Genomic DNA, 15,450 nt, shown 5'->3' with positions numbered 1-15,450 from the left:
CATGAGATCATTCGGAAGTTATATATCTAAATATCTTGTGTCGTTCGCTACCTTTATTTTGATATTGCTGTTCCTTAACGCGGTGGTATTCGGCCTGACATTTCAAAAGATTGTGACCGAGGATTATGGAGATTCATCCCCGCAATCCATGTTGGAAATGACTGCTGCTGCCGCCACGCCGGAACAATTGTCGGATGATGCGGTGCAAAAACTCCGGCAGAATCATATTTGGGCAATCTACCTGGACGCAGATGGACAATGTTATTGGTCGGTTGATTTGCCGGACAATGTGCCGGAAAGTTACACCATTCAAGATGTTGCACTATTTTCAAAAGGATATATTGAGGATTACCCGGTTTTTGTTTGGAACACCGATGATGGGCTGTTGGTGTTGGGCTATCCCACAGACAGCTATACAAAACTCACCAGCAATTACTATTCCATTGCGGCGCTTCGACGGCTTCCTCTCTTTGTAGTGGGGATGCTGGGATTGGATGTGCTGTGCCTCTTTTTAGCCTATTACTTTTCCAAACGCAGAATCATTCACAATACCGAACCGATTGTGTCCGCTGTGGAAACTCTTGCAGACGGAAAGCCGGTTTCACTTCATATCAGCGGAGAACTGTCGGAAATTGCAAGTAGCGTAAACAAGGCTTCTTCCATTTTGAATAGGCAAAATGAAGCACGGGCGAACTGGATCAGCGGCGTTTCCCATGACATTCGCACACCGCTCTCCATGATTATGGGGTATGCGGGCCGTATTGCGGAAAGTGAAGCTGCCAGCAAGAGCATCCGGGAACAGGCAGAAATAGTACGGAAGCAAAGTGTAAAAATCAAAGAGCTGGTACAGGATTTGAATTTAGTATCGCAGTTGGAATATGAGATGCAGCCGCTTCATAAAGAGGGGGTTCGCCTATCTAAACTGCTGCGCTCCTATGTAGCAGATCTGTTGAATACGGGAATTTCTGATAGCTACAACATTGAAATTGAGATTGCTCCAGACGCCGAAAATGCTGTGTTCGAATGTGATGCCAGATTGATTTCGCGGGCGGTGAACAACCTTGTCCAGAACAGCATGAAACACAACCCGCAGGGCTGTGAAATCCGCCTTTCTCTTTCAGCATCACAAAATCAGCTTATCTTGGCGGTTACGGATAACGGAACGGGTCTGTCTGCTGAAAAGCTGCAAGAGCTGGAAGAAAAGCCGCATTATATGGAAAGCACGGATGAACGGCTTGATTTAAGACATGGGCTTGGGTTACTGATTGTCCAACAAGTCGCCGCAGCTCATAACGGCAGTTTCAAACTTACTAATGTTCCCCCAAAAGGATGTGAAGCTGCTTTAATGTTCCCGTATATTTAGATAAGCAGGCAAATTTTTCAGACTTATAAGGAAACGCCAGATGCAGAGGCAATACGCCTTTGTGCCTGGCGTTTTCTTAATAAATGCACTCAAAATCGGTATAATCGTGCTGGTCAACCGGAATGATAAGGTTATTCCTCAAATCAAACCGGAACGATACAATATTATTGAGGTGAACGATAATGCCGATTGATGATTTGACTGCCTTGGGCGATGCGCTCCGAGCAGCACGAAAAGAAAAAAATCTGACGCAGGAACAGCTGGCTGATGAATCCCATGTTTCTACCAAACAGATTGCCGATATTGAGAAAGCCAGGAGAAATCCTTCCTATTTGATTTTGAAAGCATTGGCAAAGGTAGTTCATCTTTCACTGGACTCGCTTATGTACTCGGATCTCTCGCCGGACGAAGCAGGGCAGAACGAGATGAAGCTACTTTATATGAATTGTCCGCCAGAGATGCGTGAAACATTGTTGCGCCATACTCGTGGATTTGCAGAGGAACTAAAGGAACTCTCCAAGAAACTTGAAACAAAGTAGGCCAGTGAGCGAAATTTGAAGGTTTCGTCACTGGCTTATTTTATTCCTGCGGGAAAGAGGCAAGCAATGCCCCTGGATAGCCATTTGGCTTCCGGCGCTGCTTGTTGAGGGTATCCCCCAAGCCCCCATGAACGCAGAATTTCATTCTGCGGCTGCGCGTCCGACGGACGCTTTTGACCATGACCAGCTCACCGCTGGTCGTGGCCTTTTTCTTTTTCGGCATCGTGTTCCTCCTCCATTTTTAAGAGCCGATCCACATTGGCCTTTGCCGCCAGCAGCTCCCGCATTTCCTCACGGGAGCGCCGGTACTCGGCATAGGTCTTTTTCTTTTCCTCCAGGAGCTTGGCATACTCGGCTTGCAGCTCCTTGACCTTGGGGAGCTTCTTGACCCCCATATCGTCAAAGGCATTTTTGGCCGCCTGATGGAGCAGGATTTCTTCCTCATGTTCCTCTCGGAATTTCTTTGAGTAACCGGCCTTCCGGTAGGCCACATAGGTGTCGCGGGTCTTGGCATAGTTGATGATATGGGTCCGCAGGACGGCGATCTCCGCCATGCGTTTCTCCGCTGCTTTGATTTTTGCAGATAGCTCATTGTGGTGGGCCGTGGCCGCAGCAGCCTTTTCCTCCAGAACCGCATACTCCAGCAGGTTATGCTCGGTGAGATAATTCACGGTCTGCGCCATCTGTTTCAGATTAAAAACCTTGGCCCACCGAGCATACCCGGCACCTTTTCCGGCCTGGAGCTTTGCCTGGATGTCCACCAGCAGATTGACCTTGGGCGGCTCCGGCTGTATGATGATTTTTTTGCGTGGGATGTGCTGCTTATGACCGGCGAGGACAGCCAGCAGGTCCTCCAGGGTGTAGCCGTCGCCCAAACTGTCCAGGCGGGACACTTTGCCCCAGCCGGGGAACTTCAAACGGTAGGATTTGCCGCGCTTGGATACTTCGCAGCCGGATTCCCGGAGCAGCTTCAGCAGCTCGTCCAGATCAGCAGGTTTTTGCGCCAGGGCGTTGTCAATGGCAGCACGGAGCAATTCCCGATGGGAGGGCTTCGCCTGATCGCCCAGCCATTGGTCGTAACTTTTGCCGTGGGGCTGTGGGTTCTCGACAATGGACAGTCCGTTCTCAATGCAGATGGTGTCGCTCAATCGGCGGACGGCTTTTGTGCTGCCCCAAAAGTTGCGGAATTTCCGGTCACAGTCCAAGTTGACCGAACTCCAAATGATATGATTATGGACATGGGCCTTATCAATGTGGGTACAGACGATAAAGGCGTGTTTGCCCTTGGTGAACCGCTTGGCAAATTCTACGCCCAGCCGGTTGGCTTCCTCCGGGGTGATCTCCCCAGGGCAGAAGGACTGGCGGACATGGTAGGCGATTACATCGTCCGCGCCACGGACCCGCCCGGTAGCGGCAATGTACTGGCGCTTTGCCAGCATGAACTCGGCATCGGCCACGCGGCTGTCGCACTCATAGCCGGTGATGAGCCTGCCGTGGTCTGTCTTTTGTGGATTTGCCACATAGTCAATAATCGCGCTGATGGCACGGCTCTCGGTCCGGCCCTTGCCGATATGCAGCGGCATGATGCGTGTGGTTGCCATGAAGTTTCCCTCCCTTCAAAAAAATGGGCAGCCTCAGCTGCCCATCTCGTCACGGTATGAAATAATCTGTTTCTTTTTCTGTTTGGCGCACCGCAGCGTTGTGGCAGCTCCACCCCAATCATGGAGGACATACGCTATTACCACATCGGCGGACTCTACCATCCAGCGGTTTCTATGCGAAATTGCGAAACGGCGCGGCACAGTCTCCAACGGTGGGTACACCGTGCTATCGTAACCGGAAGTGTCTCTCCCGGTGTTAAGATAGGCCAAGATAAGAATCAGCTCAATCTGCGGATACCGCTTTTTCTGCGATCTCAGAACAGACGCTGCCAAGCTGTCAAAAGCTCCATAGCCACCCAGGTAAAAGGTAGTCGCGCCTTGCTCAATCAGTTTCTGCGTAACATCGCATAACCATTGCTCAATTTTCTCGCTCTGCGAAATCTGTGCATGACCGCAAAAGGTAACAGTCATAAAAACACCCCTGATCCCATCATAGCGCAAATATCGCCATTAGTACAGGTACAGGGACCAATTTTCACGCGCCTGCCCATATAATAACTTTAGTACAGGGACAGGGACGGTGAGTGCGATTGAAGCTAAATCAGGCGGTCAGCAGACGCCTTTCAGAATTGCTGGAGGAGCGTAAAATGACGCAGTATCAGTTGTATATGAAAAGCGGCGTTCCCAAGTCCACCATAGGCAATATCATCAACTGTTCTTACGATTCCGTAAAGCTGCGGATCATCCATGAGATGTGCCAGGGGCTGGGAATTGGAATAGACACCTTTTTTGCTTCGCCACTTTTCAAAGAAGATAATCTGGAACCATAAGACCTCCGACGAGCTTCGCCGGAGGTTTTATCATAAGCCGAACACCCTCTCCACCAACGGGAGAGGGTGTCTTTTTAACCGTAAACCAAATCCTGTATTGCATATTTCAAATCCTGCACTTTGCCCAGCAACCAAAAGGCCAGCTTCGGCAGCCCAAAGGGGCTTATGAGAAACGCGATCACCAGCAGGATAAGGCCGTTCTGCGGGGAGTATGTTATCAGGACGGCCACGCCCAGCAGGGCAATCACCGTACTGAGCAGCCCCAGCACCAGGCCGGACACATAGACCAGCCCCACGCAAATCCAGATGGCCAGGGTGAGCAGCAGGATCACCGGCGCAATCACGATCTTCATAATCAGCTTCAATACGGTCATTTCATAGCCTCCTCTCGACGATCCAGATACTTCTGGCACAGACGGCGGACCTGTTCCTCGTCGTCCTCGTTTTCTTCTCGGCGTCCCTTTGTCAGCTGAATGGAGGCAAAGGATTCGTACTCGACCAGCAGATGGTCAAACAGTTCCTCCGGGGTCCGGCACACATCACCCTCGCAATAGGGCGGGTCCGGGGGTGAGCCGTTGAAGGACACGCAGACATATCCGTACCTGCTCTTGTAAACTTCCAGCTCCATATCTTGGGCCAGATAGTCCTCGAAAATCTCTAAAACCTTTTCAAAGGTCAACATTGGTATCTCAACTCCTTTGTGAGATGTGAGAACACTTTGCTATCTGCCTTTATTATCCGGCAAGCTCCGTCAAAAGGCAAGGATACAGACAAAAAGAAAAAGCGGAGGGAGGCGCGGCGAAAAGAACGCCGTTCCTCCCTCCGCAGATGGGATATATACCCCGGTCACGAAAGATGGGAGAGCTGGGTCAGGATTTCCTTCACGCCCTCCCATAACTGTTCTTGCCGCTGGGCTATATCCTCCAGGTCAGCGTCATAGACACGCCCGGTCTCATGCACCCGGCGGGTGAGCTGGTTTAAGTTGTTGCTGCTCCGGCGCAGCAGGGACACCAGCTCCTTCAGCTCCGGCAGGTCCAGCTGCACCACATAGCCGTCCAAGGCCATCTTCCGCAGATAGGCTTCCCGGTTCTTCGTCCCAAGTTGGGACATTTTCTGCTCGATCAGCGCCAGCTCCTCCGGGGAGACCCGGAAATTCACCTGGACCTCCCGTTTGCGCTTTGGGGCGCTCACCGTTCCGGCTCCCGTTTCTTATGGGTTGGAGCTTTCGGGGCAGCCTGTTTCGGTTCCTGCTTCAAATGCTCCCGGACAGAAGGCCGGGGCTGGCGCAGTTCTTTCGTCCGGTCCTCGCTGGCCAGGATGGTGGCATAGGTTCCGGGCAGCCCTTTCATGCCGGTAAAGGTCAGACTACGGAACGGCAGGAGGTTCATCAGCCGGTCATGGTCTTTGCTCCCGGCACGGTTCAAAAACTCCGGGGAAATGCGGACCATGTAATGGGTCCCGTGGGGGCTGTTCGGCGCATCCGATGCGCGCAGCTCCCGCAAAATCCGTTCCGCCTCGGCCTGGATGTCCTCTGCCGTCAAGGGCTGGCGGCGCAGATGTTCCTCGCGCACAAGGTCAATAAACCCGTTCAAGACAGCAGGGTGACTGTTCAGGGCATAGCCGCACCGGACGGTATCGGAGTTATAGTTGGGGATGGTCTTGGCCCATTCCTTGTTCCGGGGCGAATAGCGTCCATCCCAGTCCTGGAGCTGGACGGTGTTGGCAAGGACCAGCATAACCCGGTCCATGCCGTAGGTTTCGATTACGCCCTTGGCGGCATCGTGGCTGAGATACATCCCGTCGAAGTGTTCCCGCACCGCCGCTTCAATGGCTTCCTTGCATTGGAGGTTGGCCCGATTGGAGGACCGGTACTGCTCCAGCTCCCCATGCTCTTTCGCATAGGCAGCGGAGTGAGGGTAAATGGCGGCTTTCCGCAGCTCCGCCTGGGCCTTGCAAGCGTCATCGGCCCGGTTCTCAATGCTGTCCCGGATCACATCCATGTAGCCGGTCTCCAGCTTCTCAAAGTAACGGTACACATCAGCCAGCGGCGTGGGCGAATCCAGCAGCGCCTGGGCCTGGGCGTCGGTCAGCTCCAGTTCCTCCATAGTCATCACGATGTCCTCCCGGACAGTGTACTCATAGGCGTGGTTCAGGACCTCTGCCGGAGGCTGGCTTTTCAGCCAGTCCCGGTATTTGTCCTGCTCGGCGGCCATCTTCTCATAAAGGGCCGTATTCAGATCGTTGGTATTCATATTATCGCACCTCCTCATGCTGTTTCGGTTTCTTTTCGGAGCTTCGGGGCGGCACCGGGCGCTTCAAGCTGTCCAGCACCGAGGGCCGTGCGCTCTTGGCGATCACAGGTTCCGGCTGAGAGCGACCCCTGCCGTCCAGGTTCAGAAGCGTGTCCAGTTCCACAAGACGGGCGGACTTTACCCGCAGATCATCCTCATAGGGGAAAGGCTTGCCCACTTCCTCCTTGGCGGCGGCCTGCTGCTGGTACAGATTATCCAGCTGGGCCTTGGCCGCCTCCAGGCGTTGGGGCATTTGAGAGAGCGCATTGTCAATGCGGGTCAGGTTGCCGCGTGGGTCTGTGCCGAGGCTTGCCCGGTGGGTCATCTGGCCTTTCAGCAGGAGCGTATATTCCTGTTTCCAAGCGGAAAACTCCACGGACATAGTGAATCCCCGATAGCTGCCAATCTGCACAGGCTCGGAGCCTTTGACCTCCTTGCAGGCATCCAGCAGGGCGGCACCGGCGTTCTCCTTGTCCGTCAGGGTATCGCCCCGGATTTCCATACCGGCAAAGCCGTCCTCCGGGTGAGGGTGGGCCGCCAGGGTCTCCAGGTCTGCTTCAAAGCCCTGGATGAAGCCCTTGTGCTTTTCGATTTCCTCCGGGAAGTATTTGAGCAGCTGGTCCTCCAGACGGTACTGCTTGCTCTGGTGGTCGGCTTTCATCAGCTTTAGCTTAGAGACCTCCACATCCAGGTCCATGCGCTCCTTGATACGGGGGTCTCCGGCGCACAGGGCCTTGATCTCGGCAAAGGACAGCGCCGTTTCGTCTACATCGTCGCAGGAGCGGACCGGCGATTTAGAGGTCATAATCTGAGAAATGAATTTTTGCTTGTTTTCAACCGTCTGCCAGAGATAAGCGTCAAAAGTTCCCTCGGTAACATAGCGGTACACATGGACCAGGGGATTTTGGTTGCCCTGGCGCTCGATACGGCCCTTGCGCTGGGCAAGGTCTCCCGGCCGCCACGGGCAGTCCAGGTCATGGAGCGCCACCAGACGGTCCTGCACATTGGTGCCAGCGCCCATCTTGGCGGTGCTGCCCAGCAGGACACGCACCTGGCCGGTGCGGACCTTGGCGAACAGCTCTTTTTTTCTGACTTCGGTGTTGGCCTCATGGATGAACGCGATCTGATCGGCGGGCATCCCCTGGGCGATGAGCTTTTGCCGGATGTCCTCATAGACGGTAAAGACCGGCTCCGGCTCGTCCAGCGGCACAGCCTGCTCCAGCGCATGGAGCGTGGGATTATCCAGCGCCTTGGCCGCCTTTTTGGAGGGGGCCGCCTGGGGCGTGGAAATATCGCAGAACACCAGCTGGGTCAGCTTATCAGCCTCGCCGTCCCGCCAAATCTGCATGATGTTTGCGACACATTGGTTGACCTTGGTGCCGGGTTCGTCCGGCAGCAACTGGTTGATGATACGCTGATCCAGACCCAACTTGCGGCTATCGCCGGTGATCTTGAGCATATTGTCCTCCGATGGGTCAACGCTGCCGCTGTGTACCTTGGAGGCGCGCTCGGAGAGAACCTGCACCATCTCTTTTTGGTGTTCAGTAGGCTGGGCCACAATGTTGTGGTATTCCACCTCCGGCGTGGGCAGATGGAGCTGATCGGCGGTTTTAATATCAGCCACCTCTTTGAACAGGTTCATCAGCTCCGGGAGATTGAAAAACTTGGAGAAGCGGGTGCGCGCCCGGTAGCCGGTGCCTTCCGGTGCCAGCTCCAGCGCCGTCGTCGTTTCACCAAAGCGCGACGCCCAGCAGTCAAAATGGGTCATGCTCAGTTCCTGCAAGCGGTCATACTGGAGATACCGCTGCATGGTGTAAAGCTCGGTCATGGAGTTGCTGACCGGGGTGCCGGTGGCAAAGATAACACCCCGGCTGCCGGTGATCTCGTCCATGTAGCGGCACTTGGCAAACATATCGCTGGACTTTTGGGCGTCGCTGGTGGAGAGGCCCGCCACATTCCGCATCTTGGTGTATAAAAACAGGTTCTTGTAATTGTGCGCTTCATCGACGAATAGGCGGTCCACACCCAGCTGCTCGAAAGTCACCACATCATCCTTGCGGCCCTCGGCCTGGAGCTTTTCCAGCCGCGCCTCCAGGGATTTGCGGGTCCGTTCCAGCTGCTTGACCGTGAAACGCTCGCCGCCGCTGGCCTGTACCTCGGCAATCCCCTCGGTAATCTCGTCGATCTGCTCGTAGAGGAGCCGTTCCTGGCGCTCCCGGCTGATGGGGATACGCTCAAACTGCGAGTGGCCGATGATAACGGCGTCGTAGTCGCCGGTGGCGATCCGGGCGCAAAACTTCTTTCGGTTATGGGTCTCAAAGTCTTTCTTGGTCGTGACCAGGATTTTGGCGGAGGGATAGAGCCGCAGAAACTCCGAAGCCCACTGCTCCGTCAGGTGGTTTGGCACCACAAAGAGGGACTTCTGGCACAGCCCCAGGCGCTTGGATTCCATCGCAGCGGCCACCATTTCAAAGGTTTTGCCCGCACCGACCTCGTGTGCCAGCAGCGTATTGCCGCCATACAGCACATGAGCGATAGCGCCCAGCTGGTGATCCCGCAGGGTGATGGATGGGTTCATGCCGCCGAAGGTGATGTGGGACCCGTCATATTCACGGGGCCGCGTGGAGTTCATTTCCTCGTTGTACTGGCGCACCAGGGTCTGGCGGCGCTCCGGGTCTCTCCAAATCCAATCGCGGAAAGCGTCCCGGATGGCCTGCTGCTTTTGTGCGGCCAGAGTGGTCTCCTTGGCGTTCAGCACCCGGCGCTCTCTGCCGTCTGCGTCCTCCACGGTGTCATAGATACGGACATCCCGCAGATTCAAAGCATCCTCCAGCAGCCGGTAAGCGTTGGCACGGCTGGTTCCGTAGGTAGTGTAGGCTGCTACATCGTTTTCGGACACAGAGCTTTTGCCTGTGACCTGCCATTCGGCGGTGTAAGAGGCGTAATTGACCTGGATGGCGCGCTTGAGATAGTACGGGGTGTTGAAGGTCTCATACATGAACTGCTGGATGTACTCTTTGTCGATCCAGGTAGCGCCCAGGCGCACCTCGATCTCCGAAGCGTCCAGGTCTTTGGGCTGCGCCTTTTCCAGCGCCTCCACATTGGGACGGAAAATCTCGCTGGCCTCCAGCGCCCGCTGTGCCTGACGCAGCTTGCGCCGCACATTGCCGGACAGGTATTCGTCGGCGGTCACATAGGCAGGCCGTTCTCCCTCCGGCACTGGCCCAGGCAGGCGGAAGATCACGCCTTGCAGCTCAGAGGCCAGCTCGTCGCTGGTCTTGCCGGTAAGCTGTTCCATGTACTCCATATCCACACGGGCCTTTTCCGCGATGGATACGGCCAGGGCTTCGCTGGCGGTGTCCACAGAAGTCACCGCCTCATGGGGCTTGATGGTCCGCTTGGTGAACATATCCGCCTTGCGCTCCAGCCTGCCGTCCTCGTCCACGATCTCCAGCGCGCAGAGCAGATAATAGCTGGAATCATCGGCAAAGGCCAGCCGGTTCGCCCGGTCATTGATAAGGCCGTACTTGGCGGAAAACTCGTCATAGAGCCGGTTCAGCTCCGCCTGCTTCTCCCGGATTTCGCTGTCCGGTGTGGCGGCGTCCATTTGCAGGTCGATCAATTCCTGGACGCAATCCCGTAGCCTCACCATGCCTTTGACACGGGCCTCGGCGGTGGCGTTGAGGTCAGGCCGCACCATGCGGCTGTTCTCCCGGAAATACACAGCTCCGTCCACCACGGTGTAGGAGTAGTTCTTCACATTGGGGTCGGCGGGGATGGAAGTGTCGATGGCTTCGCCTTCGCCCAACTCCGGCAGCTCGGCCTCCTGGTAGGTGCCGCGAATGTACTTCACGGCATCATGCAGCTGATCGGCCAGCTCCAGCCCCTCGATGGGGGCCACGGTGTAATCCTGCTTGCCGTATTGGGTGCTTTCAGCGGTGGGACGCCCCAGCACCATTTCCGGGTGGTCCAGGAAATAGCGGTTGATGGTAAAGCCATCCTCGGTCTGGCCGGTCTGCGTCCACTCCGGCACAATGTCCAGCGGACGATCCCGCTTTTGCAGGAAAACGATGTCCGACATAACCTCAGTCCCGGCATTGGCGCGGAAGGCGTTGTTGGGCAGGCGGATGGCCCCCAGCAGTTCGGCGCGCTGGGCCAGATACCGGCGCACGGTGGAATCCTTGGAATCCATCGTATAGCGGGAAGTCACAAAGGCTACCACGCCGCCGGGACGCACTTGGTCCAACGCTTTGGCAAAAAAGTAGTTGTGGATGTTGAAATTCAGCTTATCGTAGGCTTTGTCCCGGACTTGATATTGACCGAAAGGCACATTGCCCACCGCCAGATCGTAGAAATCCCGTCTGTCGGTGGTCTCAAATCCTGCCACGGTGATGTCAGCCTTGGGATAGAGCTGCTGGGCAATCCGCCCGCTGATGGAATCCAGCTCCACGCCGTACAGCTTGCTTCCGGCCATGCTCTCCGGCAGCATACCAAAGAAGTTGCCCACGCCGCAGGACGGCTCCAGGATGTTGCCGGTCTCAAATCCCATGCGGCCAACAGCCTCATAGATGGCTCGGATCACCGTGGGGCTGGTGTAATGGGCATTGAGGGTAGACCCTCTGGCGGCAGCGTATTCCTCCGGGGTCAGCAGCTCCTTCAGCTGGGCATATTCCTTCCTCCAGCTTTCCTTATCGGGGTCAAAGGCGTCGGCAAGGCCGCCCCAGCCCACATACCGGGAGAGGACTTCCTGCTGCTCCGGCGTTGCCTGCCCGGTGGTTTCCTCCAGGCATTTCAGCAGCTTGATTGCCTCAATGTTGGCCTGGAACTTGGCCTTGGGGCCGCCTTCGCCCAGGTGATCGTCCGTGATACGGAAATTCTCGGCGGTGCGGCGCAGGTTCTCCTTGTACTCCCCATAGGCGGCTTCTTCGGCGTCCCTGGCGTTGGGAAAAGTCTGCCACTCACCGTTGACCTGAACGGATACAGGATGTTCGTCCAGCACTTCATCCAGGGTCTTTTCCGGTTCGATGGCAGGTGCGGGAGGCTCCGGTTCATCGGTCCGCAGGGTCTGAACCACCACATCATAGGGCAGATGGTTCTTATCACCTGGATAGACGGCCACAGTCTCGGCGTGGTAAGCCGGGGTTTCGACAGACGGTTCCGGGTGTTCCTGTCCAAAACCGTCCAGCTGACGAGCGTACAGCCCGCGCAGCAAAGGCGCAACTTCGTCCCAGCGGAAAAACAGCATGGCCAGCCGCTTTTCATCTGCGTCCAGCACTTCCAGCTCGATACCTTCCGGCATCGTGCGGTAGTCGGCGGTGTCGCCGGTCTCCAGTTCCATCGTTTCCACGATGTTGGGATAGGCCCGGCTCAGCCACAGGGCAACCTCCCGGTTGCTCTTGCCGTTGTGCAGCAGCTGGGAAAGCTCCGCCTTGTCCGCCTCACCGATCAGACCGTGGGCCAGCACATCCCGCAGGTCCTGGTCCACCGCATCCGGGTTTGCCGGAAGAAACTCGGTATAGAAGTCGTTGCGGTTATCTGCCCGAAGAAGCTGCTCAAACTGTTCCTGACGCTCGGCCCGGTAGATGGGGTAGCTCATGCCGGTGGGCAGCAGCTCCACGGTGTCATCCCGCAGCTCTGTGATCTGGTGTGCGCGGTCATCCAGATAGACAATATCCCCCACATGGTAGGGAGGAACCGATGGATCGTAGGAAGTCCGCTCCCGGACCGTGCCACGGGCCGCAGCATATTCCTTGTCTGATACAGGAACACGCGAATTACCGGGGGAAGGCTGTTCCTGTTGGTCTGCTTGGGCGGTCTCTCTGGATATGGCCTCCACATCCCGCATGACCTGCTGAATAAATGGGTCGTTGTCCAGCTTTTCCGGGTCCACCACATGGCCGTCCACAATGCCGCGTTGGGCCAGGGTCTCCCGGATGGCGATGGGGTCCACATCGTCCAGATTGTCCTGCTCGACCTGAGTATAGAAGCGATCCTCCTTAATGAGCTGGGCGATCCGGCGCTGCACCTTGGGCCAGGGAAGCGCCGTTCCTTCGGGGTTTTCCGGGCGGACCGCAAACGGAGTTTTGCCGTCGCCGCCGTCAAACTCATGGGCCAGCCACACAGCGGTGTCTTTTTCCCGTGCATGGTCTTTCATGTAGCGGACAACGGCGTGTTTACTCTCGATCCTGCCATTCCAGTCCTGGATAGCCCGGTCAATGTCATTGTCCGAGAGCGGGCGCAGCAGTTCATGGAGCTTGGGATAGGTTTCGTCTGCCACTTCCCGGTGCAGCCGCTGGCGAAATTCCGGCACATCAGAGAACAGGCGGATCAGCTCTATATTGTGGGAATCAAGAATGGCGCGGCGCACAGCAGCATTACACTCGATCATAGCGTTTTCATAATCACTGTGACCGCAGGCGTTCCGGTATCTGATGTCCTGGGTAACAGCCTCCAGCACGATGGGCTTGTATCGCTCATGCAGCTCCCGGAGGGTGGGAATGGGCTGCTCCGGCACATCCTCCCGCAGAACATCGGCAGGTTCCGTGTCGGGCGGCTGGGCTTGCAGGGCATCTTCTTCGGCCAGAGCCTTTTCCGCCTGGATTTTGTCGAACTCCTCCTGTTCCTGTTCGGTGAGATAGCGGCCCTTCTGAATCAAATCGGTGATCCGCTTGGCAACCTTCTCCCATGTGAAATGCACATCCGGGCAGCCGCCTTTTTTGTAGTGCAGGCCCTTTCCGTCATGATCTTCCCAGCTGCCCCCAGCGCCTGACAGGGCATGGGAGTGGCCCCCAATGCCGTACTCGTGCCGGAGGAAATCCACCTTTTCTTTATCGGTGTGGGAATTTTGGAAATAGGCAAAAATGCGGCCTTTCCCACCAGAAACACCGCTGCCTCTGGTCATGGCGGCCTCGATCTCGTCCTCGGTGATAAACTGCTTGACCGCAGGTACTTCCGTCATCTGAGAGGTAAAGGCGGTGCGGGGCAGGGACAGATCTTTCAGGTTTCCCCAAATCTCCTTTGGCTTGTGGTAGTGGAAGCGCAGCAAATCCCGATCCTGCTGGTAGGCCGTCCAGAAGGCAGCATATTCTTCCGCAAGGTTCTGGCGGAACTCCGGGCTTTTCAGCTGCTCGGTGAGCCATGCGGATTCTTCCGGGAAACCGCGCCCTGGATTGTTGGCAAGGCTGGGCAGATACCCGGATTCTCTGGCTTCATCGCTGAAATCGTGATACAGATTCCAGAACTTTTCCGCAAGGAGGGAACGTTCATAGCCCTCGGCCTCGGACAGCTCCACATTGGTGGCAAACTGGCCGGTCTGCAAAAGCTGGCCGATACGCTCGGTGGCGCTCTCCCAGGAAATGACCTGGGCGGACTTGTCATAACGGGCAGACTTTCCGTGAGACAGGTGGATGCCGTCCTCGGCATACCATGCGGTAATGCTGCCAATCCCGTTGCCGCCGGTATAGAGGTTTTGCAGATAGGCTGCGATCTCGGCGGTGGACTTCTGCTTTTCAAAAGCTGCCACAATGCGTTCACGCTGCCGGTCCGTGTTGCCTCCCAGCCGCAGCACATGGTCGATGTCGGTCTGGGCAAAAGAAAAAGCAGAGGATGTTTGCACATTCTCTGCTTCGTCTATTCTTTGGATTTGTTCCGCTTCGGAGAGGAACAGGTTTAAGGTCAGCTGTTGATAAGCTCCGCCATCAGAATCTCCTCGGCCTGGGCCTTGCAGGTGTTCATCAGGCCCACCCAGCGCATCGGATCGCGGGCTTTCAGCTCCTCCGTCGCGCCCGCCGACTCCGCCAGCTGGGGCATCATCTGCTCCAGACGGCTGTTCGCCGTCTCGTCGATCTCGATGAGGTGCGGGTACAGCTTCTCGGTCAGCAGCAGCTGGTTGTAAATCAGGGGCCGGTGTTCCTTCAGATACGCTTTCCGCAGCCGCCCGTACTTGCCCAGGGGCTTCTCCGGCTGTTCGCTCAGGCTCAGGTCGGGAATCAGGTAATCCCCGTTCTGCGTGTAAGTCAGGTTGTTCTTCATGGTGGTTGCTCCTTTCCGCGAGTTGTTCGCGCTCATAATTCTGGATGGTGACGCCGATCTGCCGCAGCACCTGCTGGTTCATCTGACTGACCGCCGCTCCCAACGCCCCGACGGTGGCGGGAGTGTTGAAGTCGAAGATCGGCATGAAGTCCTCATGCTGGAAATATTGTTCCGTATCCAGCCCACAGCGGGACATCAGGGCGTAGGCGATACTGACGGTGGCGGCGGACTTAAATTGGACTTCAATGTTGAGTTCATCGTACTCCTCCAGGAACGAACCGTCAACGATGTAGTGGAAGTCCTGCTGATGCTCGTCCCAATACTCACTTGCCAGCTTTCCGGCCACATCAATAAGCTGCTGGGCAAGATCGCCACCGGTAACACCGTAGTTGCGCTCCAGCATGGCCGACACAGGCCCGATGTGCTGTTCTTCCAGTTGCCACAGCCAGGGGGTGCGGGAATGTTCACGGGTCCCGGTGTCGGAAATATCGAACACATAGCGCAGCCGGGGTCTGTCGCCGGAATCGTCCACCAGGGCGATACCCTTGGAGCCACGGCGCACATACCGTCCCATTTTTTCATTCCACAGGTCGTACTCGGCGCAGGCGGTGGCGTCCGGGCGCTGGGCGTAAATCATCATCTGTTCATGGAATGGGTATTTGTAGAGGCGGGCGGCAGTAGTAAGAAAGGCCGTCCATTCCTTCCAACTTCCCACAAGCCGGGTCGATACCTGCTCGGCCATCTGCCGGTAAAATTCAGCTTTGGATGGCATGGTTTTCTGTCCTCCCTTCATGT

At 56.3% G+C, this 15,450-nt stretch carries 10 protein-coding genes and 1 pseudogene; 3 read left to right on the top strand and 8 right to left on the bottom strand.

All coding sequences use genetic code 11. The features are described 5' to 3' along the window. Position 1 precedes the first annotated feature (1 nt). Both FN001_RS06925 and FN001_RS06920 read left to right on the top strand, forming a co-directional pair. Complete coding sequence (locus tag FN001_RS06925) at positions 2-1,363, top strand: sensor histidine kinase (RefSeq protein WP_142411296.1); 1,362 nt, start codon at positions 2-4, stop codon at positions 1,361-1,363. Between the two features lie 182 nt (positions 1,364-1,545). Continuing rightward, the gene (locus FN001_RS06920) at positions 1,546-1,902 is read left to right on the top strand and encodes a helix-turn-helix transcriptional regulator (protein ID WP_142411295.1); all 357 of its coding nucleotides are present in this window, start codon (positions 1,546-1,548) and stop codon (positions 1,900-1,902) included. Between the two features lie 40 nt (positions 1,903-1,942). On the opposite strand, the gene FN001_RS06915 is transcribed toward FN001_RS06920, so the two are convergent. Genes FN001_RS06915 through FN001_RS06905 form a run of 3 tightly spaced genes read right to left on the bottom strand, consistent with a single transcriptional unit; the run spans position 1,943 to position 3,974 of the window. After that, entirely contained in the window at positions 1,943-2,125 is a 183-nt protein-coding gene (locus FN001_RS06915) for a hypothetical protein (protein WP_142411294.1), read from the bottom strand. Beyond that, positions 2,091-3,503, bottom strand: coding sequence for a relaxase/mobilization nuclease domain-containing protein (locus FN001_RS06910; RefSeq protein ID WP_142411293.1), 1,413 nt, complete (start codon positions 3,501-3,503; stop codon positions 2,091-2,093). Before FN001_RS06910 ends, FN001_RS06915 begins: the two co-directional genes overlap by 35 nt. Before the next feature lie 33 nt (positions 3,504-3,536). Further along, the gene (locus FN001_RS06905) at positions 3,537-3,974 is read right to left on the bottom strand and encodes a DUF1273 domain-containing protein (protein ID WP_142411292.1); all 438 of its coding nucleotides are present in this window, start codon (positions 3,972-3,974) and stop codon (positions 3,537-3,539) included. A 113-nt stretch (positions 3,975-4,087) separates the two neighbouring features. Here FN001_RS06905 and FN001_RS06900 point away from each other — a divergent pair, with 113 nt between their 5' ends. Further along, positions 4,088-4,333 carry a helix-turn-helix domain-containing protein gene (locus tag FN001_RS06900; RefSeq protein WP_275533054.1) on the top strand — a complete coding sequence of 82 codons (246 nt, stop codon included), beginning with the start codon at positions 4,088-4,090 and terminating at the stop codon, positions 4,331-4,333. A 74-nt stretch (positions 4,334-4,407) separates the two neighbouring features. Here the strand turns inward: FN001_RS06900 and FN001_RS06895 are convergent, their stop codons facing one another. From FN001_RS06895 to FN001_RS06875, 5 genes and pseudogenes are all read right to left on the bottom strand, one after another. Further along, the gene (locus tag FN001_RS06895) at positions 4,408-4,707 is read right to left on the bottom strand and encodes a CD1845 family protein (protein ID WP_142411291.1); all 300 of its coding nucleotides are present in this window, start codon (positions 4,705-4,707) and stop codon (positions 4,408-4,410) included. Then, on the bottom strand, positions 4,704-5,015 hold the full coding sequence (locus FN001_RS06890; RefSeq protein ID WP_006573240.1) for a hypothetical protein: 312 nt from the start codon (positions 5,013-5,015) through the stop codon (positions 4,704-4,706). The genes FN001_RS06895 and FN001_RS06890 overlap by 4 nt, the downstream gene beginning before the upstream one ends. Positions 5,016-5,179: 164 nt before the next feature. After that, positions 5,180-5,524 (bottom strand): plasmid mobilization protein, encoded by a 345-nt coding sequence (locus FN001_RS06885; RefSeq protein WP_142411290.1) that lies wholly within the window; start codon positions 5,522-5,524, stop codon positions 5,180-5,182. A 359-nt stretch (positions 5,525-5,883) separates the two neighbouring features. After that, a pseudogene (locus FN001_RS06880) lies at positions 5,884-6,585 on the bottom strand (DUF3848 domain-containing protein); the annotation flags it as partial. 1 nt (position 6,586) lies between these two features. Continuing rightward, on the bottom strand, positions 6,587-15,427 hold the full coding sequence (locus tag FN001_RS06875) for an SNF2-related protein (RefSeq protein WP_142411288.1): 8,841 nt from the start codon (positions 15,425-15,427) through the stop codon (positions 6,587-6,589). Positions 15,428-15,450: the final 23 nt, after the last annotated feature.

The organism is Clostridium sp. Marseille-P7770 (assembly GCF_902143525.1).
Taxonomy (GTDB): Bacteria; Bacillota; Clostridia; order Lachnospirales; family Lachnospiraceae; genus Pilosibacter.
Note: the sequence above shows the minus strand (reverse complement) of the source record. Positions and strands in the feature narration are given on the sequence as shown.